At 72.2% G+C, this 21,758-nt stretch carries 22 protein-coding genes; 8 read left to right on the top strand and 14 right to left on the bottom strand.

The features are described 5' to 3' along the window. Positions 1-171 precede the first annotated feature (171 nt). Positions 172-762, top strand: a complete 591-nt coding sequence (locus tag AB0P03_RS11260) for a TMEM165/GDT1 family protein (protein WP_350878273.1) — start codon at positions 172-174, stop codon at positions 760-762. A 17-nt stretch (positions 763-779) separates the two neighbouring features. On the opposite strand, the gene AB0P03_RS11255 is transcribed toward AB0P03_RS11260, so the two are convergent. Continuing rightward, positions 780-1,925 carry a peptidoglycan-binding domain-containing protein gene (locus AB0P03_RS11255; RefSeq protein ID WP_363628610.1) on the bottom strand — a complete coding sequence of 382 codons (1,146 nt, stop codon included), beginning with the start codon at positions 1,923-1,925 and terminating at the stop codon, positions 780-782. A 415-nt stretch (positions 1,926-2,340) separates the two neighbouring features. Here AB0P03_RS11255 and AB0P03_RS11250 point away from each other — a divergent pair, with 415 nt between their 5' ends. Further along, on the top strand, positions 2,341-4,413 hold the full coding sequence (locus AB0P03_RS11250) for an MFS transporter (protein WP_363628608.1): 2,073 nt from the start codon (positions 2,341-2,343) through the stop codon (positions 4,411-4,413). Here the strand turns inward: AB0P03_RS11250 and AB0P03_RS11245 are convergent. After that, positions 4,410-5,492: a S41 family peptidase gene (locus tag AB0P03_RS11245; RefSeq protein WP_363628606.1), complete on the bottom strand. Its 1,083-nt coding sequence runs from the start codon at positions 5,490-5,492 to the stop codon at positions 4,410-4,412. The genes AB0P03_RS11250 and AB0P03_RS11245 overlap by 4 nt on opposite strands. Positions 5,493-5,532: 40 nt before the next feature. Next, positions 5,533-6,045 carry a MarR family winged helix-turn-helix transcriptional regulator gene (locus tag AB0P03_RS11240; protein ID WP_363628604.1) on the bottom strand — a complete coding sequence of 171 codons (513 nt, stop codon included), beginning with the start codon at positions 6,043-6,045 and terminating at the stop codon, positions 5,533-5,535. A gap of 63 nt (positions 6,046-6,108) precedes the next feature. Here AB0P03_RS11240 and AB0P03_RS11235 point away from each other — a divergent pair, with 63 nt between their 5' ends. Continuing rightward, on the top strand, positions 6,109-6,519 hold the full coding sequence (locus tag AB0P03_RS11235) for a cupin (RefSeq protein ID WP_363628603.1): 411 nt from the start codon (positions 6,109-6,111) through the stop codon (positions 6,517-6,519). Positions 6,520-6,602: 83 nt separating this feature from the next. Here AB0P03_RS11235 and AB0P03_RS11230 read toward each other — a convergent pair whose 3' ends face one another. After that, positions 6,603-6,791, bottom strand: coding sequence for a hypothetical protein (locus tag AB0P03_RS11230; protein WP_363580777.1), 189 nt, complete (start codon positions 6,789-6,791; stop codon positions 6,603-6,605). 213 nt (positions 6,792-7,004) lie between these two features. Here AB0P03_RS11230 and AB0P03_RS11225 point away from each other — a divergent pair, with 213 nt between their 5' ends. Then, entirely contained in the window at positions 7,005-7,331 is a 327-nt protein-coding gene (locus AB0P03_RS11225) for an antibiotic biosynthesis monooxygenase (RefSeq protein ID WP_363628602.1), read from the top strand. Positions 7,332-7,402: 71 nt separating this feature from the next. Here the strand turns inward: AB0P03_RS11225 and AB0P03_RS11220 are convergent, their stop codons facing one another. Both AB0P03_RS11220 and AB0P03_RS11215 read right to left on the bottom strand, forming a co-directional pair. Beyond that, positions 7,403-8,116 (bottom strand): creatininase family protein, encoded by a 714-nt coding sequence (locus AB0P03_RS11220; protein WP_363628600.1) that lies wholly within the window; start codon positions 8,114-8,116, stop codon positions 7,403-7,405. A 17-nt stretch (positions 8,117-8,133) separates the two neighbouring features. Next, entirely contained in the window at positions 8,134-9,417 is a 1,284-nt protein-coding gene (locus AB0P03_RS11215; RefSeq protein WP_363628598.1) for a hypothetical protein, read from the bottom strand. Positions 9,418-9,576: 159 nt separating this feature from the next. On the opposite strand from AB0P03_RS11215, the gene AB0P03_RS11210 reads away from it, so the two are divergent. Together AB0P03_RS11210 and AB0P03_RS11205 are read left to right on the top strand one after the other, a co-directional pair. Next, positions 9,577-10,050 carry an ATP-binding protein gene (locus AB0P03_RS11210; protein WP_363628596.1) on the top strand — a complete coding sequence of 158 codons (474 nt, stop codon included), beginning with the start codon at positions 9,577-9,579 and terminating at the stop codon, positions 10,048-10,050. A 253-nt stretch (positions 10,051-10,303) separates the two neighbouring features. Then, complete coding sequence (locus tag AB0P03_RS11205; protein ID WP_363628594.1) at positions 10,304-10,534, top strand: hypothetical protein; 231 nt, start codon at positions 10,304-10,306, stop codon at positions 10,532-10,534. Between the two features lie 150 nt (positions 10,535-10,684). On the opposite strand, the gene AB0P03_RS11200 is transcribed toward AB0P03_RS11205, so the two are convergent. The 4 genes from AB0P03_RS11200 to AB0P03_RS11185 form a co-directional block, all read right to left on the bottom strand. Beyond that, on the bottom strand, positions 10,685-11,332 hold the full coding sequence (locus AB0P03_RS11200) for a M15 family metallopeptidase (RefSeq protein ID WP_363628593.1): 648 nt from the start codon (positions 11,330-11,332) through the stop codon (positions 10,685-10,687). Between the two features lie 98 nt (positions 11,333-11,430). Continuing rightward, positions 11,431-12,606 (bottom strand): macrolide family glycosyltransferase, encoded by a 1,176-nt coding sequence (locus AB0P03_RS11195; RefSeq protein WP_363628591.1) that lies wholly within the window; start codon positions 12,604-12,606, stop codon positions 11,431-11,433. Positions 12,607-13,367: 761 nt separating this feature from the next. Next, the gene (locus AB0P03_RS11190; protein WP_363628589.1) at positions 13,368-13,853 is read right to left on the bottom strand and encodes an NUDIX hydrolase; all 486 of its coding nucleotides are present in this window, start codon (positions 13,851-13,853) and stop codon (positions 13,368-13,370) included. Between the two features lie 234 nt (positions 13,854-14,087). Continuing rightward, on the bottom strand, positions 14,088-14,639 hold the full coding sequence (locus AB0P03_RS11185) for a flavoprotein (RefSeq protein ID WP_363580796.1): 552 nt from the start codon (positions 14,637-14,639) through the stop codon (positions 14,088-14,090). 288 nt (positions 14,640-14,927) lie between these two features. Between AB0P03_RS11185 and AB0P03_RS11180 the strand changes: the two genes are divergently transcribed. Further along, the gene (locus tag AB0P03_RS11180) at positions 14,928-16,142 is read left to right on the top strand and encodes a helix-turn-helix transcriptional regulator (RefSeq protein ID WP_363628587.1); all 1,215 of its coding nucleotides are present in this window, start codon (positions 14,928-14,930) and stop codon (positions 16,140-16,142) included. A 220-nt stretch (positions 16,143-16,362) separates the two neighbouring features. On the opposite strand, the gene AB0P03_RS11175 is transcribed toward AB0P03_RS11180, so the two are convergent. Further along, positions 16,363-17,034, bottom strand: a complete 672-nt coding sequence (locus AB0P03_RS11175; protein WP_363628586.1) for an alpha/beta fold hydrolase — start codon at positions 17,032-17,034, stop codon at positions 16,363-16,365. Between the two features lie 226 nt (positions 17,035-17,260). Here AB0P03_RS11175 and AB0P03_RS11170 point away from each other — a divergent pair, with 226 nt between their 5' ends. Next, a complete protein-coding gene (locus tag AB0P03_RS11170; RefSeq protein WP_363628584.1) occupies positions 17,261-18,115 on the top strand; it encodes a helix-turn-helix domain-containing protein in 855 nt (284 codons plus the stop codon). Between the two features lie 26 nt (positions 18,116-18,141). Here the strand turns inward: AB0P03_RS11170 and AB0P03_RS11165 are convergent, their stop codons facing one another. Genes AB0P03_RS11165 through AB0P03_RS11155 form a run of 3 tightly spaced genes read right to left on the bottom strand, consistent with a single transcriptional unit; the run spans position 18,142 to position 21,727 of the window. Next, positions 18,142-19,020 (bottom strand): ECF transporter S component, encoded by an 879-nt coding sequence (locus AB0P03_RS11165; RefSeq protein WP_363628582.1) that lies wholly within the window; start codon positions 19,018-19,020, stop codon positions 18,142-18,144. Beyond that, complete coding sequence (locus AB0P03_RS11160) at positions 19,017-20,627, bottom strand: ATP-binding cassette domain-containing protein (RefSeq protein ID WP_363628581.1); 1,611 nt, start codon at positions 20,625-20,627, stop codon at positions 19,017-19,019. The genes AB0P03_RS11165 and AB0P03_RS11160 overlap by 4 nt, the downstream gene beginning before the upstream one ends. Continuing rightward, positions 20,624-21,727, bottom strand: a complete 1,104-nt coding sequence (locus tag AB0P03_RS11155) for a CbiQ family ECF transporter T component (protein ID WP_363628580.1) — start codon at positions 21,725-21,727, stop codon at positions 20,624-20,626. The genes AB0P03_RS11160 and AB0P03_RS11155 overlap by 4 nt, the downstream gene beginning before the upstream one ends. Positions 21,728-21,758: the final 31 nt, after the last annotated feature.

Here is a 21,758-nt window from a genome sequence, read left to right as displayed (position 1 = left end):
GACCGTCGACATACTGGCCCTCACGGGCCCGGCGCCCGGGGCACCCGATCCTCCGGGGTCGGTGCCGGCGAGACCTTCGGCCGCAGTGCTGTGACCATGACCAGTGCTGTCGGGCCGAAGCGTCCCCTGACGGACCTGCGGAGGCCGGGCAGCCCGACCGAGGGACCCTTTCTGATGAGTTTGACCGTGGCCGCGCTGACGTTCGGCATCATCTTCCTGGCCGAACTGCCGGACAAGACCGCGCTGGCCAGCCTCGTACTCGGCACCAAGTACCGTGCCAGCTACGTCTTCGCGGGTGTCGCCGCCGCGATGGGCGTTCAGGTCGTCCTCGCCCTCGCCGCCGGGCACCTGCTCTCGCTGCTGCCGCACCGCTGGGTGGAGGGCGTCACCGGCGTGCTGTTCCTGGCCGGCGCGGCCATGCTGCTGTTCCACGGCGGGGGCGACGACGAGGAGGGGCACGCCGCCAAGGAGCCGTCCTCGAACAGCTTCTGGAAGGTGGCCGGGGCCAGCTTCGTGGTCGTCGCGGTCGCCGAGTTCGGCGACCTGACCCAGATCATGACCGCCAACCTGGCCGCCAAGTACGCCGATCCGCTGGCCGTCGGCCTCGGCGCCTGGCTGGCGCTGTGCGCGGTCGGCGGGCTCGCCATCGTGGGCGGGCAGAAGCTGCTCAAGTACGTGCCGATGAAGCTGATCATCCGGGTCGCGGCGGCGATCATGGTGGTGCTGGCGGGCATCAGCATCTTCGGGGCGATCACCGGCTGACCCCTTGTTCGCGGGGCTCAGCAGCCCGGGTCGGCCTCCAGGGCGGCCCGGGTCTTCGGGCCGTAGACGTAGGTCTCGCCCTTGATCCGGTTGCTGGTCTGGTAGTCGCCGAGCACCGACCTGGTCCAGAAGTCGAAGGTGCCAGTGATCATCGACTTGTCGACGTATCCGCACTCGGCCGCCCACAACCGCTGCTGCATGTCCTTGACGTCAGCGCCGGTCATCCCCATCTGGAGCACCCGGGTGGTCGGGGTCGGCGTCGGGGTGGGGGTCGGCGTCGGAGTCGGCGTGGGCGTCGCGGTGGTGGGGGTGGGCGTGGGTGTCGGGGGCGCGGTCGGGGCGGAAGCCGGGGCCGGGGGAGCGGCGACCGGGGCCTGGGTGGTCGGCGTCGGCGCCGGGGTGGCCGTCTTCGTCGGGCTCGGCTTGCGGGTGGGGGACGACGTCGGACTCGGCGCCTCGCTGGTCGGCGGCGGGGTGGCCGGGTCCGTCGGTGCCGGGGCGGTCGGCTCCACCGGCGCGGGCGCCAGGGTGGTGGGCAGCGGCTGCGCCTGCCGGGTCGTCGGCGCGGGCGAGGGCGTCACCGCGTACGCGATGCCGATGGTGAGCGCGACCAGGCCGGCGCCCACCCCGGCCAGCAGCAGCTTGTGCCGGGCCAGCGGGTTCTGCGTGGCCTGCTCGGCGGCTCTGCGCGCGGCCCGGCCGCCGACGGGCTCCGGCTCGGGCCCGGGCGTTGGTGCATGGTCGAAGGGGAAGACTCCGAGGTCGCCGCCGGACGCGGCCTGCGGGGCCGTCGCCGCCGCGTAAGCGCCCGGCCCGGAGGCGGGCACCGGCGGCAGCACGGTGGTGGCGTAGGCGTCGGCGTCCGGCCCCAGCGGGGGAACCACGGGCGGGGCAGCGGCGGGCGGGGGCGCGGCGGGGTGGACGGGGGCCGGCTGTCCCGGGGCGACCGGCGGCAGGACGGCGGTCGCGAACGGGTCGACGGCGGGGACGTCCGCCACGGGCTCCTCGGCGACCTGGCCGACCGCCTGCGGCACGTACGGGCGGACCAGCGGCGGGCCTTCGAGGTGCGGGAGGACGGCCGTCTCGGTGAGGCTCGGGTCCGGGACGCAGCCGCACCCGGTGGAGCGTGCGGTGCCGCACGTCGGGCAGTGCTGGTCCGGCATCGGCCGGTCCTCCTCGGTTCTCGGGCGGTCTCCGTGCCCCGGGGCGGTTCCCGGGCTCACGATCGCGCCTGATTATGCAGGACGTCCCGGAGGGGGGACAGGGGCGTCCGGACCCGGGCGGGGGTGTTGTGCCGGTTGGTGGCGGTTGTCTCCCGAGGAACGGTCGGGGGGCGGCGGATGTCCCCGGCGCCGGCGCCGGCGCCGGCGGCCGGGTCGGTGCGGTGGGTGTGGTCGGCTCGGCTCGGTGCGTCCTGGGTCGGCAGGCCCGGAGGGTCCGCTCGGGCAGGCCCGGAGGCTACGTTCGGCTCAATCCGAGGGAGCAAACCGGGGCATTTCTGACAGCATGGTGAGCTGGGAGTGATCATCCGCACGGGCCCGCCGCCTCGGCCGGGGCCCGCGACCCTACGGAGCCGCCATGACGGACTCGCGCGCCGCGTCCGACCGCAGCCCGGCGTACGAGCCCGGCCCGCCGGAGGTCACCGCCCCCAACCTCTGGGTGCCGATCGGGGCCCTGCTGCTGGCGATGCTGCTCGCCGCCCTCGACCAGACCATCGTCTCCACCGCGCTGCCCACCATCGTCAGCGACCTCGGCGGCCTGGACCACATCTCCTGGGTGGTCACCGCCTACCTGCTGGCCTCCACCGCCGCCACCCCGCTCTGGGGCAAGCTCGGCGACATGTACGGCCGGAAGCGCTTCTTCCAGGCCTCCATCGTGATCTTCCTGCTCGGCTCCGTACTCTGCGGCATCGCCCAGAACATGGGCGAACTCATCGCCTTCCGCGCGCTGCAGGGCCTGGGCGGCGGCGGGCTGATCGTGCTCACCCAGGCCATCGTCGGCGACCTCGTCTCCCCCCGGGACCGCGGCAAGTACCAGGGCCTCTTCGGCGCCGTCTTCGGCGTGACCAGCGTCCTCGGGCCGCTGCTCGGCGGCCTGTTCGTCGACAACCTCAGCTGGCGCTGGGTCTTCTACATCAACCTGCCGATCGGCATCGTCGCCCTGGTGGTGATCGCCGCCGTCCTGCACGGGCAGGAGGTCAGGCGCCGGCACCGGATCGACTACCTCGGCACCGTGCTGATCGCCGCCGTCGCCACCTGCCTGGTGCTGATGACCTCCCTCGGCGGCACCACCTGGGGCTGGACCTCCTGGCAGATCGTCGGGCTCGGCGTGCTCGGCCTGGTGCTGCTGCTCGCCTTCGTCCTGGTCGAGCGGACGGCCAGCGAACCGGTGCTGCCGCTGCGGCTGTTCCGCTCCCGGACGTTCAGCCTGGTCGCGGTGATCTCCTTCGTGGTCGGCTTCGCGATGTTCGGCGCCCTCACCTACCTGCCGACCTTCCTCCAGGTCGTCATGCAGGTCTCGCCCACCCTGTCCGGCATCCACATGTTGCCGATGGTGCTCGGCATGCTGCTCACCTCGATCGGCTCCGGCCAGATCGTCGCCCGCACCGGCCACTACCGGATCTTCCCGATCGCCGGGACGGCCGTCACCACCGTCGGCCTGCTGCTGCTCTCCCGGCTCGACGAGCACAGCAGCACCACGGAGATGAGCCTCTACTTCCTGGTCTTCGGCCTCGGGCTGGGCCTGGTCATGCAGGTACTGGTGCTGATCGTGCAGAACTCCGTCGGCTACCAGGACCTCGGCGTCGCCACCGCCGGCGCCACCTTCTTCCGCTCCATCGGCGCCTCCTTCGGCGTCTCCATCTTCGGCACCCTGTTCGCCAGTGGGCTGCGCGACCGGCTCGCCGACGCCCTCACCGGCCTGCCGCTGCCGCCCGGCTTCCACCCCGAGGCCGTCACCTCCGACCCACGGGTGATCACCCGGCTGCCCGCCGTCGCCCAGGAAGCCGTCCACCACGCGTACGCCGAGTCGATCACCAGGGTGTTCCTGTACGCGGTGCCCGTCGCGATGGTCGCCTTCGTGCTGTCGCTGTTCCTGCGCGAGCAGAAGCTGCGCTCCACCGCCACCGCGCCCGACCTGAGCGGATCCATCGGCCTCAACCCCGTCCAACGCTCGTCGCTGGACGAGATCGCCCGCGCGCTCTCGGTGCTGAGCTCCCGCGAGGCCCGGCGCGACCTCTTCCGGCGGATCACCGAGGGGGCCGGGCTGGACCTCCAACCCGCCTCCAGCTGGCTGCTGTTGCAGATGCACCACCACGGCTCGGTCGAGCCGGCCGAACTCGCCGAGCGGCGGATCATCCCGATCGCCGTCATCGAGAGCGCCGTCCGGGAAGTCGAGGGCCGGGGCCTCGCCGTCCGCAGCGGCGGGCTGCCGCTACGGCTCACCGAACCGGGGGCGGAGGCGGCCGTCAAGCTGGTCGCCGCCCGGCGCTCGCAACTCGCCGACCTGCTCGGCGACTGGGACGAGCAGCAGTACGCCGACCTCGCCGACCTGCTCACCCGCCTCAGTTCCACCCTCTGCGCCGACCGGCGCGACCGCCCCGACCGACCGGCCCACGAGCCGCCGTACCGGGGCGAGGGGCGGTCGTTCTAGCCCGCCTCGCAGGGGGTCTGGTGGGAGAGCCAGGTGACGGCGGCGGCGAGCGTGGGGTCGTCGTCCTTGCGGGGGTCGGCCGTTTCGACCGCCTCGTCCGGCTCGATCGGGCCCTCGTGCACCCTGCCGGTGCGGTCGGCCTCGGCGGCGCCGGTGAGCAGCAGGACGGCGCCGTCCGACAGCCGGTGGGCGGCGTTGCCGGTGGGCACCCCGTAGGTGGGCTGGCCGAAGCTGCGGGTGGCCGGGCGGCCGATGAAGGCGATGGCGACCGCCTCGCCCGCGCTGCCGGTCGCGCGGCCGGTGAGGACGGCGACGGGCGTTCCGGGCGTCTTGTCGTGGTGGGTGGGCGCCTTGTCGTGCTGGGTGGCGGGGGAAGCCTGCGGGGCGTCGTCCAGGTACGGCACGCCGTCGCGGACCGACCAGGTGCTGCGGGTGCCGTCCGCGGTGACGAAGGCGCCCAGCGGGCCGTCGCCGAGGACCGGCGCCGCGACGGCCAGCGGGGCCCACATCCCGCCCCCGGTCTCGTTGCGCAGGTCCACCACCCAGCCGCAGGCGCTCGCTTCGGCGACGGCGGCACGGCCGCGGGTGACGTACTCGGCGTAGGTGCGCTCCGATCCGTTCACCGCCGGGAGGGTCAACTGGGCTATTCGGCCGGGGAGTTGCCGGGTGGTCGGGGCGTTCACTGCCTCCGGGTCGGCGTCGACCCTCGCCGCCTGGTCGGGCGGGTAGAAGCGGCTGTGGTGGTCGTCGAGGGCGGTGACGGCGGCGCTGATCGCGGTGTGGGTGTCGGCCGGGGTGCGGGCCGTGGCCGCCTGGGCGAAGGCCTGGGTGCGGAGCTTCGGCCAGTCCACCTTCGCGGTGTTGAGGGACTTCCGCTGGATGAGGTCCAGGGCCTCCGAGAGGTAGCCGCGGGCCTCGGGGGACATGTGCTCGGGAGGCGGCGACTTGAGGGCTGGCGACTTGAGGGCTGGCGACTCGGGGGCTGGTGATTCGGGGGTCGGTGACTCGGGGGCCGGCGAGGAGCACGCCGCGAGCACCAGTACGGCCGCCGCCGCGACCGTCCGTCCCAGCCGCCTCATCCGCTGCCCCCTCATGACTCGTGCCACTCCTGATCCTCCCTCACGGACCGCCGAACCAGCGAGGGGTGTCGAGGCGGAACGGGTCGCCGGGGGCGAGCAGGCGCAGGGCCGTCTCCACCTCGCGCAGGCGCTCCTCGCCCAGGGTGGCGGACCACTCGGCGCGCAGCTCGTCGAAGATCCGGGCCGACCGGACCAGGCAGTCCACCCCGCGGGCGGTCAGCCGGACCACCTTGCGGCGGGCGTCGGCCGGGTCGCCGCCGCGCTCGACGTAGCCGAGCTGCTCCAGGTTCTCGATGGTCTTGCCGGCGGCCTGCTTGGAGACGCCGAGTCGGCGGCCGAGTTCGACGGCGGTGGTGCCGTGCGGTCCGATCGCCTGGAAGACGAAGCCGTGCATGGGCCGCAGGTCGGGGTGGCCCTCGCGGGCGATGCGCTCGTGCAGCTCGTCGATGATCGTCCGGAAGGCGAGCAGCAGGCGCAGCGGCAACTCGAAGCCGGGCGGGGCGGGTTCGCTCGTGGGTGCGCTGGTGGGTGTGCTCGCGGGCTCGCTTGACATAGGTAGACAACCTCATTGACCATATAGACAACGCCATTGACCATCTTAGGGGGTTCCCTCGCCATGCCCGTGATCCGCCACGCCGACGCCCGTCGCACCGAGACGCCGAACGCCGTCATGACCACCTACGCCTCACCCACCCAGGGCTCAACCGCCCTCGCCCTGTGGCAGGTCGACATGACGGCCGGAAAGAGCGGCCCGCTCCACGCCATGGACGTCGAACAGATCTGGACGCTGCTCACCGGCACCGCCACCGTCACCCTCCCCGACGGCCCGGTGCCCCTCACCGCCGGCGACACCCTCGTCCTCCCCGCCGACCTCGCCCGCCAGATCACCACCGCCGACGGCTTCACCGCCATCGTCGCCGGCCCGTCCCCCGCCCACGCCTACAACCCCGACGCCGTCACCCCCGAAGGCGCCTGCGGCCTCGCCCCCCGCGACGCCGAGCGCCTCCTCCCGCCGTGGATCGCCTGACCGCGAGGCGGTCCGGCGGTCCGGGCACGGGTGCGGGGACGGTCGAGGGCCTACCCCTGACCGTCCCCGCCCGGTCCTCGCCGCTACTTCCGGTCGTCGATGTCGTCCTGGAGGTCGTCCAGGTTCTGCTGACCCTGCTGTTGGCCCTGCTGCTGGGTCTGGGCGGCCTTCTGCTGGGCGTCGTCCCCCTTCGGGGGCTTGCTGCCGAGGCGCGACTTCGCCTCCTCCTCCAACTGCTCGGCCTTGTCCCGGAACTTGTCGCCGATACCCATGGCTGTGCCCCATTCGGTTGGATTTCGGGTTCTCCAACCAGGCTTGCACGCACCTTCTCCGCCTGCACTTCGGGCAAGTTGCCGCAGAGCGTCACGATCGACAGGCCCCGGATCGCCCGACCCGCGCGGTGTGAGGTGTAGGAGACTGCTGACCGCAGACAGTCACCGGACCGGCGGCCGCACCCGCGGCCCCGGCGGAGCAGAAGGAGCGGCATGTCCGTCGTCAAGATCAACGTACTGACGGTTCCCGCCGAGCAGCGGGAGGTCCTGGAGCAGCGCTTCGCCTCCCGCGCCGGCGCGGTGGAGAACTCGGACGGCTTCGAGTGGTTCGAGCTCCTCCGCCCCGTCGAGGGCACCGACCAGTACCTCGTCTACACCCGCTGGCACAGCGAGGAGGACTTCAAGGCGTGGATGGAGGGCCCCATGCAGGCCGCCCACCGCCCCGCCGCCCCGGAAGGTGAGGCCCCCAAGCGCCCCGCCGCCTCCGGTTCCACCCTCTGGTCCTTCGAGGTCGTCCAGTCCGCCGGCCCCAAGGCCTGACGCCTCACTTCGCGGTTGTTCGCTTTTCCCTTCGGGCCCTTCCCCAGCCGGGGCAGGGCCCGAAGTGCCTCTCAGCCGCCCACGAGGATCGAGAGATGCGCGGCGGCAGATTGGGACAGGCTGTCGAGGAGGGCTCGGCCCTTCGCCGCCGTTCCGAGGGAGGGCTGCCCGATGATGCCGTTCTTCGTGTACCCGGCCATGCCGAGCGTGAGCAGGTGCGGGCGCTCGGGGGCGGAGTGGTCGTCCTGCTCGATGCCGTCGCGGATGAGCTCCGGGGCGCCGTGAAGGAGGAGCGACACCTCCAACTCGCCGCCGTGCATGTCCTCCGCGCCGCTGCTCACCAGGCCCGCCGCCTCGCGGGCCTGGTGCCAGTCCTCGCGGACCGGGAAGAGGGCGACGCGCGGGCCGGAGGTGTTGGCCTCCTGGACGACGTTGGAGAGGACGTAGTTGCCCCCATGGCCGTTCACGATGAGCAGGCCGGGAACGCCGGACGCCTGGAGCGACTTCCAGATGTCGTTGACGACGGCGTAGAGCGTGGCGGCGCTGATGCTGACGGTGCCGGGCATGTGGGCGTGCTCATGCGAGCAGGACACCGTGATGGGCGGCAGGAGGAACAGGCCGTAGTCGGCGGCGATCCGTTGGGCGATCAGGCCGGCGACGACGGTGTCGGTGGTGAGCGGCAGATGGTCGCCGTGCTGCTCGAAGCTGCCGACCGGCAGTACGGCGATCTTGGCGCCGCGCCGGCGTTCGTCCGCGGAGGTGGCGGCCGTGATCAGTGCGTCCATGGCCCCACCCTCTCTCATCAGCCTGTCGCAGGTCGAGAGGGCGCCGTGCCGCTCATCAGCTTCAACCGGCCGGTGAAGGTGGCGACTTCGGCCACGGTGTTCCACCGCCGGAGGGCCTTGTCTGCGGCGGACAGTTCCGCCATCGCTCGCGCGGACTCGGTGTCGATGGCGATCGACAGCGCGCGGTCCGCCGCCGCGGCAGCCTGCTCCGGCTCGCCGGACACCGCGTAGGCGCGGGCGAGCCGGGAGAGGTACACACCTTGGTCGTTGCGGTACACCGGAGGGAGCGCCCGGAGCTCGGCCTCGAACATGGCCACCGCCGTGAGCGGGTCACCCAGTTCGAGCAGGCAGTTCGCGCGCTGCATCTCGATGTACGTCGGCGTGCAGTAGGCCATGTCGAGGGCATCGTCGCGGTGCTCGTCGTCCGGTGACGCGGCCAGCTCGTGGGCCTCGTCGAACTTGGCCTGGGCGAAGCGCTGGTTGCCCATGAGGGCGTGGCCCTGGGCCTCCTGCTGCGCGGCCAGGGCTCGGATGCGCGAGGTCGCCCCGGGTGAGCGCTGGGCGGCGCGTGCCAGCCCGACGGCCTGCTGCGCGTTGCGGCGGGCCGTCGCCTGGTTGCTCTTCCTGAACAGGAGGTAGGCGGCCATGACGTCGTCGCCGGACTCCTGCGCCCACTCCATGGCGCGGTCCGACCAGTACATGGCCTGGTCGAAGTCGCCCAGGTCCTGGTTCAGCCAGCCCAGGAACTCGGCGGTCCGGGCACCGATGGTAAGGATCTCGGCCCTGGCGCTCCCGTCGGCGGATCGCTGGAGACGGTCGAGTACTTCGACGTGCCGGGTGACCGGGTCGAGCGCGTGGCGGGATCCCAGAAGGTTGGCGGTCCTGTAGTGGCCGGGCATCACCTCGCGGAGGTGGCAGGCGAAGAACTCGGGGTCGACGGGCGGGCTGGGCCTTGCGGCGGCGAGATGGGGCTCGATCACACAGTGCTTTGCCTGGGGCGGCGCAGTTGCTTGCTCCCAATCCCGGGTGGCCAGGCCCACCATGTGACCCGGGATGTGGAGGCCGTCCGCGATGCGTTCGACGAGATCGATCTTCTCGATCCGCCGCTTCCCAGCCATTACCTCGCCGACACGGCTCGGGGTCAGGTCGCAGGCTCGCGCGATGAGCGATGGGTAGACGCCGACCAGTTTGAGCAGCCGGAATACGGCGGCGAAGTCCCGCTGTCGGCACGCGGCGATCATCTCAGGATTGGCGAGCAGACCTGATGGAAGCCGGTCCGGAAGGCGAGCTTCGGTCACCATTGCCCCCGCTGTCGATCAGTTTTCCCTGAAGCGAAGTTGATTGACAGTGAGTTTATCCACCTTGGGTATTCAGCCTGGGTACGTCGACCGCATCGCCTCCCGGCAACCTGGAGCCACGGGCCGGAAGACCCGTTCCGGCCGCTGTCGAGCATCGGGAGGGTGGTGCACGTGATCAGCTCGGGAGAATCCCGGGACGACGCTGAGTCCAATGAGTCGGGCGCCGGGATAACCACGTTCGGGGCGATGCTCACCCGGCACCGTAAGTCCGCCGGCATGGCCAGGGACCACCTCCGGAAGTTCCTTGCGGAGGTTCCCGACGGCGCGGCCCTCGCGATGGACGGGCAGCTCGTGCTCACCGAGTTGGTGTCCAATGCCGTGGTCCACGGGCGGGTTTCGCCGGGGCGGGAGATTGCTGTCCGGTTCGAGCTGACCTGCGGCCATCTTCGCATCGAGGTGCACGACGCGAGCAGCGAGAAGCCGACGATCCGGCGGTCGACCGTGTCCGACGAGCTGTCGGGGCGGGGACTGTTCCTGGTGGAGGCCCTGTCCGTGGAGTGGGGTTGCGCGCCCCGCCCCGAAGGCTTCGGAAAGATCGTCTGGGCCTTGGTCGGCCCGGGAAGCGGTGCCAGATGAGGAACGGTCGGGCGTTCGGATCGGCGGCGACGCGATGCTTCTACTGCGGTGCGGGCCTGCGGAAGGCCGTGACGCGGGACATCGTGGTCAACGGACAGACGGTGGGCGTCCACATGTGGCACCCGCGCCGTGCGGGGGAGGTGTCGGCGCGATGACGGCGTTTCGGGATCACGACGGGACGGAGTCGGTTTCCGCCGGCGGGGAGGCGGGAGCGGCGTCGTGCCCGTTTCCGGTGGTGGTGGAGATCCGCGGCGTGACGGAACCCGCACGCTTCTCCCGGCTTCCGGACGCGTTGGCCGCGCTCCTGGGATCGCTCCGCGCCCTCCCGCTCAGCACGGATCAGCAGGACTACTTCACGGAGTTGTTCGGCCCGTCCGCCGTGCAGAAGATCGGGCATCGGCTGGCCACTTTCGGCGAGGTGCGGACGCTGGCGTTCGTCGGCCTGACCCCGCACCTGGTCCGTCTCCACCCGGCCGAGTGGTGACCGTCGGCGAACGGCTCCGGGTCTTACGGATCACCGGGTAACCAATGCGCCCCGGGGCTTCCGAGCCCCGGGGCGCTCTGGGTGGCCCGTCCTGTCGTCGGCGGGTCGGGCGGAGCTTGCGGCGGGCGTGGGAGGGCAGTCGCGTGAGGGCTATCGGTGTTGGGGGCCGTAGAGGGCGGCGGGTGCGCCTGTTGTGAGGGCCCAGTAGCGGTCGCCGTAGGACCAGTGCCACCACTCGGTGGGGTAGTTGACGAGGCCGGCGCGGGTGAGGGTGTGGCTGAGGAGTTGCCGGTTGGTGCGGGCTTCGGGGGAGAGGTCGGCGGCGTCGGTGTAGCACGCTCCGGCGCTTTCCTCCGGGTTGGCGTTGACCCGGGTGCCGAGGTCGAGTTCGTGGCCGTCGGCGTCGGCCAGGGTGAGGTCGACGGCGGCGCCGGCGCTGTGTGGTGCGATCTCGGGCGGGGAGACGTAGCGGCTCGTGGCCGAGCGGAGCTGCGCGGCCGGCCAGTTGGGGTGTGCGGCGCGCAACTCGGCGGCGTAGTCGTCGAAGTAGCGGCGCTGGAGGGCCGGCGGGCGGTAGCCCTCGACGAAGAGCAGCCGCAGGCCGTCCGGGAGATGCGATTGGGCGTCGAGGAGCCGGTCGAGCACGCCGGACCGCAGGTGGGCGAACGCCCCGGCGTCGTCGCGCTTGCGGCCGTCCAGCAGGAGTTCGTGCTCGCGTACGTCCAGGAGGCGGTCGCCGCAGTCCTGGACGGGGACGGCGGCCACCTGTGGGTCGGACATGAGGATGATCTCGGTCAACAGGGTCTCCTGGGGAGGAGGGAGCGGCGGTGCGGGCCCGGCGGCCGGTGCGGTGTCCGCCACCGCCCCGGGCGGCGGGGCGGTGGCGGACGGGTGGTTCAGATGAGGGCGGCCTCGACCAGGTCGGCGGCCCTGGCCGCGCTGCCGCCGGCGCGGACCTCGCGGCTGAGCTCGGCCAGCCGGGCGGTCACCGCCGGATCGCCGGTCAGCTCCAGCACGGCGGAGCGCAGCGCCTCCGGGGTGGCCTGGGGGGTGTCCAGCCGGCGGGCGACGCCGAGTTCGACCAGCCGGTCCGCGTTGTCGAACTGGTCGGCGGCCTGCGGTACCGCGACCATCGGCAGCCCGCAGTACAGGCCCTCGCTGCACCCGCCCATTCCGGCGTGGGTCACGAACGCGTCGGCCTGCTGGAGCACGGAGAACTGCGGCACCCACTGGTGCACTTCGATGTTGGCCGGGATCGTACCCAGTTCGGCCGGGTCGGTTGCCTGGCCGACCTGGAGCACGACGTGCCAGCCGGGCAGGTCGCCGAAGGCCTCCAGGCACGCGCGGTAGAAGTCGGGCTGGTGGGTGAAGGTGGAGCCGAGCGAGACCAGCAGCACCTTCTGCGCCCCCTCCGGACGGGTCCAACCGCCCTGGTGCTCGCGGGCGCCGAGGCAGGGCCCGGCGAAGGAGAAGATCTGGGGATCGACCAGCTCGATCTCGGGCTGGAGCACCCGCGGGATGAGCGCCAGCCCGCGATCCGGGCGCAGCATGTACCCGAACGGTTCGCCCGCCGGCACGCCGTTGTCGGCGAGCCACTGCGCGAACCGCTCCGGGATCTTCTCCGCCTCCAAGGCCTCCCGTGCCATCTCGAAGCGCGCCAGGTGGGAGTCCTCCCGGATGATCATGGACGGTGAGATCAGCATGGACGGCACGCCCCAGCCGTCGGCCAGCGCCCGGCCCGCGTACGCCATGAAGTCGTACAGGACGAGGTCGGGCCGGTCGTCGTGGAAGGCCTCGCGCAGTCGCGGCAGCATCGCCTGCGCCTCCTCGAAGATCATGGTGTGCACGCCGGCCCCGATGTTGGGGTCGACCCCGCCCTTGGCGATCGGCAGGGTCGTGTCGTGGGGCACGAGTCGGGCGCCGGTGGATTCGATCTGCCCGGCGAACGACGGGTCGTTGACATAGCTGACCCGGTGGCCGCGGGCGACCAGCTCCCGCATCACCTCCAGGCTGGGGTTGACGTGGCCGTGCGCCGGGATGTTCACCATGGCGATGTGTGCTGGTCGGGACATGTCGGGCCCTCTCCTCGTATGTCGTTAGGTGTCCTGCGTTCGGCTGGCTGACTTGACGTCAACTCGCCTGTCAGCACAGTACGTAACGTTTTCCATCGCCGCTGTGACGGGGGATACGGTTCGGCCGAAGATTGGTGGGTCCGGCGGCAGACGCTGCGCGACCTCGCGGACGGCGCGTGACGACGCGGCGCGGAGCCGCCGTCTCGCAGGACGGCTGGATCTCGGGATCCAGGGCCTGTTGCGAAAGTGTTGGCCGGCACTGGTTGTCAGGGTCCGGGCATGGCGCGTTTGGAGATCGAGATATCTGTCCCGGAGAGTCATGTCGAGAAGGTGATCGATGCTCTCCAGGCGGCCGGCGCGGGGCGGGTGGGCGACTACGCCCGGTGCGCCAGCCTCTGGTGGGTCACGGGGACATGGAAGCCCTTGCCTGGTTCTCGGCCCTACGACGGTGAAGTGGGCGATACGAGCCGGGCGAGGAGAGCAGGGTCGAATCCGTTTGCGATGCCGAGCGGGCTGAGGCTGTGCTGCGAGCGGTGCGCGCGGCTCATCCGTATGAGGAACCGGTCATCCACTTCCTGCCTTTGTGCGAGCCGGGCCTCGAACGATGACCGAGCCAGTCATGGCCACTCGTCGATGGCCACGACCGGCGTGGTTACTTCGGGGCGGACGGCGAGCTTGCTGTATGGAGTCGCGACGGCTCGGTGCCGCAGGTCGGCACGCACGACACTCCTACTCGCATCCAGTGGTTGCTGGGGGTGCCGTCAGAGGATCCCTGGCTGCGCGTGCGGCGCGCCGTGCTCAAGGTAGGCAGTCTCGCCCTGTGCCCGGGCGGCGTATGCGGCGTGGACTCGGCGGGCGAGCCGGGGGATGAGGAGCGCGTCGAGTTGGTCGACGTGGTGAAAGGAGTGCGCGCCGATCTCGACCTGGTCGACGGTGATGCGGTCGAGTTCGGCGGCCGGGAGAATCCCTCCGTCGAAGACGAAGAGGAGCTTGTCGCCCTCGGCGGGGTGGGGTGCCCAGTCGGCGACGAGCAGACGGCCGACGGGCGGGGTGATGCCGAGCTCTTCCGCGACCTCCCGGGCCGCGCCCTCGCTCGGGGTCTCGCCCGCGTGCAGGTAGCCGCCTGGGATTTCCCAACCAGGCTTGTAGGTCGGCTTCACGAGGAGGATGCGGTTCTCCTCGTCGAAGAACAGCACACCGGCTGCGGTGCGCGGCTGGGCCAGGGCTTCGTGCGGGGAGTCGGTCACGGCGAGACTGTAGTCGCCGTGACGGAATCCCCAGGGGGCTGCATCCGAGGCGTGCCCAATTCCCTTCTCCGGCTGCCTTGATCGACCCGGCGGCCCTACGCTGATGGCATGGCTGTGGATCCCGCTCTGCCCGTTGGCCGGCGCTGCGCGGGCCCGGCCGGGCGGGTGCCGCGCGCTTCAGCTGTCTCAGCTCCGGCCTGTGCGCCCCGGGGCTTGGTCCCGGGGCGCACGTTGTCAGTTCTGCTCTGTGACCGGGGCCAGTACGGGGCGAAGCAGGTCGAGGACGTGGGTCCAGTTGTACTTGTCGCGACCTCCGCCGGATTTCGGCTTGTGGGGGATGTAGTCGCCGATCAGGACGCCCATCGAGCGGAGTCGTTCCAGGCTCTCGCTGTACGCAGGGTGGGCTGCTTGGGCCGAGTTGACGTAGGGCTGAACGGCAGTGGGGATGCCGAGCCCGTACGCCTCGCAGAGAATGCCGAGCGCAAGGGTGTCGGATATCCCAGCGGCCCATTTGTTGATGGTGTTGAACGTGGCGGGCGCTACGGCGATGGCGTCCGCCGGGGGAAGGGGCCGGGGAATTGCGGGAGTGCGCCAAGCCGAGCGGATCGGGTACCCGGTCTGGCGCTCGACGGCTTCCGGGTCGATGAACCCGAGCCCATGGGGGGTGGCGATGACGCCGACCTTCCAGCCTTCGGCGTGGGCGGCGCTGATCAAGGTGCCGACGTCGTCCGCGATGCCCGAGGCGCAGACGACGACATAGAGGAACGGCTCGCGTTGGTCGGTCAAGTCTGGACTCCCAATTCCTGGCAGAAGCAGCGAAGTTCCGGGACAGCGCCGACGGATGTCTTCCGGCGCACAGCTCTTCGCGATTCTGGGCGCCCCGCATCCCACGGCCAGTCTGCCGTGTCGGCTGTACGCCCGTGCGGACTCCACCCAGAGTGCGACCCGTCGCTCTGGACCGGGGATGCGTCGGTGCAGGAGGGGCCACCCCGCCCTCCGGAGGCCTGGATTCGGAGCGTGCTCAATTCTTTTCTCTGGCTGCCCGAGGAGACCCGGCGGCCCTACGCTGGTGGCATGGCTGTGGATCCCGCTCTGCCCGTTGGCCGGCGCATCCAGTACTACCGGGAGCGTGCAGGGAAGTCTCGTCCGGTGTTGGCCGCGCTGCTGGGGCGGTCGCCGAGTTGGCTGAAGCAGGTGGAGAACGGGGCGTTGCTGCCGCCGCGCCTGCCGATGCTCGTGCGTATCGCTCAGCACTTGGGGGTTGATGATCTCTCGTTGTTGACGGGCGACGTCAGCATGCCCAGGGCGCTGTACTCAGGCGTGGAACACGCGGCGCTGGACTCCGTCCGGCGGGCGGTTGACGGTGCGCAGCTCGGGTCGGCCGGTGGGCCGGTGCCCAACCTCGACCACATCGAGGTCCAGCTGGCGAACGCCTGGCGGACCAGGATGACCAGAGGCGACCACCGGACCGCCTTGGCGGAGTTGCTGCCGGCGCTCGTGTCGGCGGCCTCCCTGGCAGCTGCGCATCAGGACTGCGCCGATCGGCGTCGGGCGGAGGTGATGTACGCCAGCGCACTGAACCTGACACAGATGTATGCGGCCTTCCAAGGGGACGGCAACCTGGTCTGGCGGGTCGCCGAACGGGCGCTGGCCACCGCACGGGCATCGGACGACCGGCGGGCGATCGCGCAGGCGTGCTGGTTCCTGGTGGAGGCGTTCCGGAAGTCCGGCCAGTGGGACAGCGCCCAGTCACTGACCGAGGGAGCTCTTCGCCTGCTCGACCCCGTCCGCGGGGATTCGCCGGAACTGGCCTCGGCGTGGGCGGACATGGCCTTCCATGCGGCCATCACCCATGCGGTCGCCGGTGAGGCCGGTGAGGCCTGGGGCTGGATCGACCGTGCGGCAGCCGTTGCCGAGCGCCTTCCCGCAGGCTTCTGGAGCGCCCCGACGTCGGGCTCCCGTCAGGCGGTCGGGTTGCACTCGGTCACTGTGGCGGTCGAGCTTCGCCAGACCGGTACCGCGCTTCGGTGGGCCCGACGGTTGCCGGTGGCCGAGGTCACGGCGATTCCGCGCCGTGGTCGCCATCTGATCGAGGTCGCGCGGGCACACGTCCTTCGCGGGGAATCGGCGTCCGTGGTGGAACTGCTCACGGACGCCGTTGCGGTCGCGCCCGAGACGGCCCGGTGGAACGAGGAGGCGCGGGCCATGGTCCGAGGGTTGATTGATGGCCGTTCGCCGGTCCAGGAGGCCGGGCGTCGACTCGCCGAGTCGATCGGGATGGCCGCATAGCGGGCTGCCGGAGTTGGTGGCAGAAACCCTACCCCTTCGCACAGTGACGAACCCGTAGCGTTGAGTGACGTTTCGGGTTCGGTGCGTAAGGGAGTGTGCGAATGGCGCAGGACGGAATCGCCGCCGCGAGGGCGGCCAGGCTGTCGCGGCAGGAGGTGCGGGAGCTGGATCCGGCCGCCACGTACGGGTACGGCATCCGCTGGGACCCGGCGGCGCGTTGCTACCGCGTACGTGACGAACAGGGCGGCGAGTGGTTGCGGGACGGCGACGGAACCATTCGGGCCTTCGTACGGTTCGAGGCCGCGAACGGCGAGTGGCTGCGGCTGCGGCGTGAGCACCTGGAAGCGCGCGTACATGAGGCGAACTGGGCGTCCCGGTGGAACTGATGGAGGCGGGGCGCGATACCGCTTCGGGGCCGGTCGGCGACTGTGCGCAATGCGCCGAACTGGCCGTTCGGGAGGCGGAGTCCGCGGCCCGGTTCGACTGCTCCGGTGCCGTTGAGTTTGTCGACGTCGTCTGGTCGATGGCCCGCGTGCAGGGCCGCAGCCCCGCCGGAGAACGATGCTGCGATCACGTGCGCAGGCCCGGGGCGGCCCGCGATCTCTGCCAGGTGCTCGGATGCCGCCCGGATGTCGTTGGCGATGGCGGCGATCGTGATGTCGGAGAAGCGCCCGGCGCTCGCGCCGTGGGCCCGCAGATCGAAGCGCAGGCAGGTGATGCCGGCGGCCGCGAGGCCGACCGCCAAGCGGTCGAAGAACCCGCCCTCTTCGCGGGTGACGCCAGCTCCGTGGGTGAGAACGGCGAGTGCTGCTGGGGGAGTTGGGGAGGAGGTGACCGTGCCGAACAGTTCCGTGCCGTCCAGTGACCGGAACGTGGTTTCGTAGTCAGCCATGAGTCGAACGTAGCAACTCGCCCATGATGTGGGGCGTGTTCCGGGCTTGTGGGCCTGGGGCGCGCTGGGGGGGGGTGTGCGCTTGCGCCGCCCGTTTGGGTGATGTGGTGAGGAGTTTGACGCTCGGTTAGCGCATTACGGTGATCATTGGGTCGGCGCGGGCGTTCGGAGGGACGGCCTGTGCGCGGCAAAAGTGAGCCCCGGCGGTGCGCGAACACCCCGGGGAATGGCACTAGGAGTTAGGGACTCCCGAATGCACATTCATCGTATCCCGAAGCACTCGCCCGGGTACACGATCCTCGACAACGGCCACGTCGTCCGGAAGCACTCGCTGAGTTGGGCGGCGCGTGGGTTGCTCAGCTACCTGCTCAGCCTGCCGGACGGTGCGCGGGAGGACATCCGGACGCTGGCGGCGAAGAGCGTCGAGGGCCGGGCGACGGTGGCGCGGGCGCTCCGTGAGCTGGAGGCGGCCGGGCACTACGTGCGGCGGACGCAGCGGGATCCGGTGACGGGGCAGGTGCGGACGATCGTCTCGGTGCACGAAGTGCCGGTGACGGGCAAGGCGGTTCACGCCGTGCCGCCGCTTCCCGTGTCCCCGGCCGCCGGTGGGCCCGGAGCTGGGGTGACGGGCGCCGGGAAGGCGGGAAGCCCTTCCGGAAAGGTGATGGGGAAGGAAGCGGAAGTTCCCTCCGTCCGTCCGTCCGGGAAGTTGACGGCGGGCATGGCGCTGCTGCTCGAACTCGGGCGCAGGGATCCCAGGATGGCGCTGGCGGGCAAGCCGCTGTGCGATCAGGCCGCGCGGGTGGAGGGGCTGCTCGCGGGCGGGTGGAGCGGGGAGGCGCTGGCGGGGATCCTGGCCGCGCCCTTGCCGGAGAGGGTCACGCACAGCGTGGGGGCGGTGCTGGCGGGGAGGTTGGCGAAGGTGCCGCCCGTTCCGTTGACCCCGCAGGGCGGCGGCGGGTCGGGGCCGCGTCGGCATGAGTGCCCCGGGCGGGACGGCTTGTGCGGGCGGCCCGTCGCGGGTGTCGGGCAGGTCTGCGGGGAGTGTCGGGCTCCGAGGGTGTCGCGGGCCTTGCCGTAGTCGACCCCGGGGTGGGGAGACGGAGTTCACCCGCCCGGTGGCCGGGAGTCCGGCGGACGGAACGCCACCGGCGCATCGAAGGCGGCCCGGCGGGTGGCGCGGCGCAGGGCACGCAGGACGGCGGTGCCAAGGGTGAGGCAGAGGACGACGGTGAGGGCGGCGCGGGGGAGGTCCCAGCCCAGCGACGTGGTGAGGCAGTAGGCGGCGAAGCGGACCAGGTTGGCGGGCAGCGGGTCGCCGGGGACGAAGGAGATGGAGCCGGAGAGCCCGGCGATGTACGGCCAGCCCTGGAGGTTCATGATCGTGCCGTAGAGGACGGAAGCCAGCGCGCCGTAGCCCGCGAGCAGCCAGAGCTCGCGCCGGCCGCGCAGGCGCGCGGAGCCCGGGAGGAGGCCGGCGCCGAGGCAGACCCAGCCCATGGCGAGCATCTGGAACGGCAGCCAGGGCCCGACGCCGCCGGTGAGCAGCGCGGACGCGAACATCGACAGCGAACCGAGGACGAAGCCGAAGCCCGGACCGAGCACCCGGCCGGACAGCACCATGAGGAAGAACATGGGCTCCAGCCCCGCAGTGCCCGCGCCGAGCGGCCGTAGTGCCGCGCCCGCCGCCGCCAGCACCCCGAGCAGGGCCACGGACTTGGCGTCCAGGCCGGGCGCGCCGCCGCCCGCCGTGCGGCCCTCGGAGATCTGGGCGATGACGACGGCGAGGAGCAGCGGCAGCAGGAGGGCGAACAGCCAGGGGGCGTCGGTGGCGTGGCCGACCAGGGCGGACTTGGTGGAGGCGAGCAGCGGCCAGCCGAAGGCCGCCACGCCGACGAGGGAGGTCAGGAGCAGGACCGCTACGGATCGGCGGCCGAGGGGCACGGGGCGACCGGCAGGAGCACCGGAAGGAGCGGGGCGGCTCATGCGCTCAGTGCCTCCGCGACCTGGCGGACGGTGAGCCATGGGCCGGGTGCCAGCACCTTGGCGACCTGCGGGGCGAACGCGGGGGAGGAGACGACGACGTCGGCCGTCGGGCCGTCGGCGACGATCTCGCCCTCGGCCAGGATCGCCGTGCGGTGGGCGAGTTCGGCGGCGAGTTCGACGTCGTGGGTGGCGAGCAGGACGGCGTGGCCTTCCGCCGCGAGGTCGCGCAGGATCTCCACCAGCCGGGCCTTGGCGGCGTAGTCGAGGCCGCGGGTCGGCTCGTCGAGCAGCAGCAGCGGGGGCCGGGCGGTGAGTACGACGGCGAGCGCGAGGGTGAGCCGCTGGCCTTCGGAGAGGTCGCGCGGGTGGGCGGTGTCGGCGATGCCGGGCAGCAGCCGTTCGACCAGGGCGCGGCAGGTGCCGGGGGTGGCGTCCGCGTCGGTGTCGGCGGCGGCGCATTCGGCGGTGACGCTCTCGCCGTAGAGGAGGTCGCGCGGGTCCTGCGGGACGAGGCCGACCTGGCGGATCAGTTCGGCCGGGCGGGTGCGGTGCGGGGTGCGTCCGCCGACCGTCACCCGGCCGGAGGCGGGGGCGTGCAGGCCGACCAGGCTGCCCAGCAGGGTGGACTTGCCGGCGCCGTTGCGGCCCATCAGAGCGGTGATCTCGCCTGGGTGCAGCGCCAGGTCGACGCCGCGCAGGGCCTGGACGGGGCCGCGCCGGACGGCGAGGCGTTCGGCGGCGGCGATCGGGGCGTCGGTCGAAACGGTTGGAACAGGGGCCGCGCCCGGGTGCAGACCGTCCAACCGGGAGCGGAGCCCGGCGGCCTTGCGGCGGGCGTCGCGGACGGACAGCGGCAGCGGCCGCCAGCCGGCGAGCCGTCCGAGGCCGACCACCGGCGGGTGCACCGGGGAGTGCGCCATCACCTCGGCGGGCTCGCCGAGGACGGGCGGGGCGCCCGGGGTGAGCAGCAGCACCTGGTCGGCGTACTGGACGACGCGCTCCAGCCGGTGCTCGGCCATCAGCACGGTGGTGCCGAGGTCGTGCACCAGCCGCTGGAGGACGGCCAGCACCTCCTCGGCGGCGCCCGGGTCCAGCGCCGAGGTGGGCTCGTCGAGGACCAGGACGCGCGGGTGCACGGTGAGCACCGAGCCGATCGCGACGCGCTGCTGCTGGCCGCCGGAGAGGGAGGTGAGGGCGCGGTCGCGCAGGTCGGCGAGGCCGAGCAGGTCGAGGGTCTCCTCGACCCGGCGCCGCATCACGTCGGCGGGCAGGCCCAGGGACTCCATGCCGTAGGCGAGTTCGTCCTCGACGGTGTCGGTGACGAAGTGCGCCAGCGGGTCCTGGCCCACCGTGCCGACCAGGTCGGCGAGTTCGCGCGGCCGGTGCTCGCGGGTGTCCCGGCCGCAGACCGTGACCCGGCCGTGCAGGGTGCCGCCGGTGAAGTGCGGGACGAGCCCGCTCACCGCGCCCAGCAGGGTGGACTTGCCGGAGCCCGACGGGCCCACCAGCAGGCAGAGTTCGCCTTCGGGGACGGTCAGGTCGACGTCCGCGACGGCGGGGGCGGCGGCGTCCGCGTACCGGACGGAGACCTGCTCGAAGGTGATCACGAAGCCCTCCGGGGCGGGGTCGGGGCGGCGAACGCCGGTACCAGGCCGAGCAGTACGGCCAGCACGGCGGCCAGCGGCAGCGCGGGGACGGTCGGCGGGACGACGGTGGGCGCGAAGGCGGCCGGGTCACGCGTGGACAGGTAGATGGTCAACCCGGCGACGGCGGCGCCCGATCCGGCGGTCAGCCACTCGGGCAGTGCCCAAGGGTCGGGCCGGTAGCGTGTCCTGACGGATCGTCGGCTGCCTAGCAGTAGCCCGGCGAAGGCGGCGGCCAGGCCCAGCAGCAGCACCGGCGCCGCCCAGCCCGCGCCGCCGGCGGTCAGCAGCCCGTACGCGGCCAGGCAGATCCCGAGCAGGCCGGCCAGGGTGAGCGCGGCCGTCGCCCGGGCGAGTCGGCGCGGGACGTCCGCGGTGCGGCCGAAGCCGCGGGTGTCCATCGCCGCGGCCAGCGCCACCGAACGCTCCAACGCGCCCTCCAGGACGGGCAGTCCGACGCTCAGCACGGCGGCGATCCCCCGGTCGGTACGGCCGCGCAGGCGGCGGGCCGCCCGCAGCCGGCGGACGTCCGCGACCAGGTTCGGCGCGAAGGTCATCGCCACCACCACCGCCACGCCCGCCTCGTACAGCGCGCCGGGCAGGGCGCGCAGCAGTCGGGCCGGGCTGGCCAGCGCGTTCGCGGCGCCCACGCAGACCAGCAGGGTGGCCAGGCGCAGCCCGTCGTACAGCGCCGCGAGCAGTCCCTCCACGGTCACCCGGCCGCCGATCCGCACTCCCTGCGCCCAGGTGGGAAGCGGCACTTCGGGCAGTGTGAACAGCACGTGCGTGCCCGGAATCGGCGAGCCGAGCAGTACCGCGAACACCAGCCGGATGCCCAGCACCAGCAGGCCCAGTCGCAGGAACGCGCCGTACGAACGCGACCAGGGCGCGTCGCCTCGCCGGGCCGCGACCACGTACCCGGCGACGGCGGCGAGCAGCAGCAGGATCACCGGATTGGTGGTGCGGGTCGCCGCCGCGCCCAGCCCGAGCGCCCACAACCACCAGGCCCCGGGGTGCAGTTGCCGGGGTCCGGTGGGCGGTCGGGTGGCGCGGGCGGTGCTCATGGGTCAGTCCAGGTGAAGGGGTCCGGAGGGG

This window comes from Kitasatospora sp. NPDC088779 (genome assembly GCF_040685395.1).
GTDB lineage: Bacteria > Actinomycetota > Actinomycetes > Streptomycetales > Streptomycetaceae > Kitasatospora.
The sequence above is the reverse complement of the archived record's forward strand: the minus strand, read 5'-3'. Positions and strand labels throughout refer to the sequence as shown.

Bases quoted from the DNA above. Each gene is read 5' to 3' on its own strand.
- AB0P03_RS11255 (WP_363628610.1), bottom strand. From the start codon at position 1,925: ATGCCGGACCAGCACTGCCCGACGTGCGGCACCGCACGCTCCACCGGG.
- AB0P03_RS11250 (WP_363628608.1), top strand. From the start codon at position 2,341: ATGACGGACTCGCGCGCCGCGTCCGACCGCAGCCCGGCGTACGAGCCC.
- AB0P03_RS11245 (WP_363628606.1), bottom strand. From the start codon at position 5,492: ATGAGGCGGCTGGGACGGACGGTCGCGGCGGCGGCCGTACTGGTGCTC.
- AB0P03_RS11240 (WP_363628604.1), bottom strand. From the start codon at position 6,045: ATGTCAAGCGAGCCCGCGAGCACACCCACCAGCGCACCCACGAGCGAA.
- AB0P03_RS11235 (WP_363628603.1), top strand. From the start codon at position 6,109: ATGCCCGTGATCCGCCACGCCGACGCCCGTCGCACCGAGACGCCGAAC.
- AB0P03_RS11230 (WP_363580777.1), bottom strand. From the start codon at position 6,791: ATGGGTATCGGCGACAAGTTCCGGGACAAGGCCGAGCAGTTGGAGGAG.
- AB0P03_RS11225 (WP_363628602.1), top strand. From the start codon at position 7,005: ATGTCCGTCGTCAAGATCAACGTACTGACGGTTCCCGCCGAGCAGCGG.
- AB0P03_RS11220 (WP_363628600.1), bottom strand. From the start codon at position 8,116: ATGGACGCACTGATCACGGCCGCCACCTCCGCGGACGAACGCCGGCGC.
- AB0P03_RS11215 (WP_363628598.1), bottom strand. From the start codon at position 9,417: ATGGTGACCGAAGCTCGCCTTCCGGACCGGCTTCCATCAGGTCTGCTC.
- AB0P03_RS11195 (WP_363628591.1), bottom strand. From the start codon at position 12,606: ATGTCCCGACCAGCACACATCGCCATGGTGAACATCCCGGCGCACGGC.
- AB0P03_RS11180 (WP_363628587.1), top strand. From the start codon at position 14,928: ATGGCTGTGGATCCCGCTCTGCCCGTTGGCCGGCGCATCCAGTACTAC.
- AB0P03_RS11175 (WP_363628586.1), bottom strand. From the start codon at position 17,034: ATGGCTGACTACGAAACCACGTTCCGGTCACTGGACGGCACGGAACTG.
- AB0P03_RS11170 (WP_363628584.1), top strand. From the start codon at position 17,261: ATGGCACTAGGAGTTAGGGACTCCCGAATGCACATTCATCGTATCCCG.
- AB0P03_RS11165 (WP_363628582.1), bottom strand. From the start codon at position 19,020: ATGAGCCGCCCCGCTCCTTCCGGTGCTCCTGCCGGTCGCCCCGTGCCC.
- AB0P03_RS11155 (WP_363628580.1), bottom strand. From the start codon at position 21,727: ATGAGCACCGCCCGCGCCACCCGACCGCCCACCGGACCCCGGCAACTG.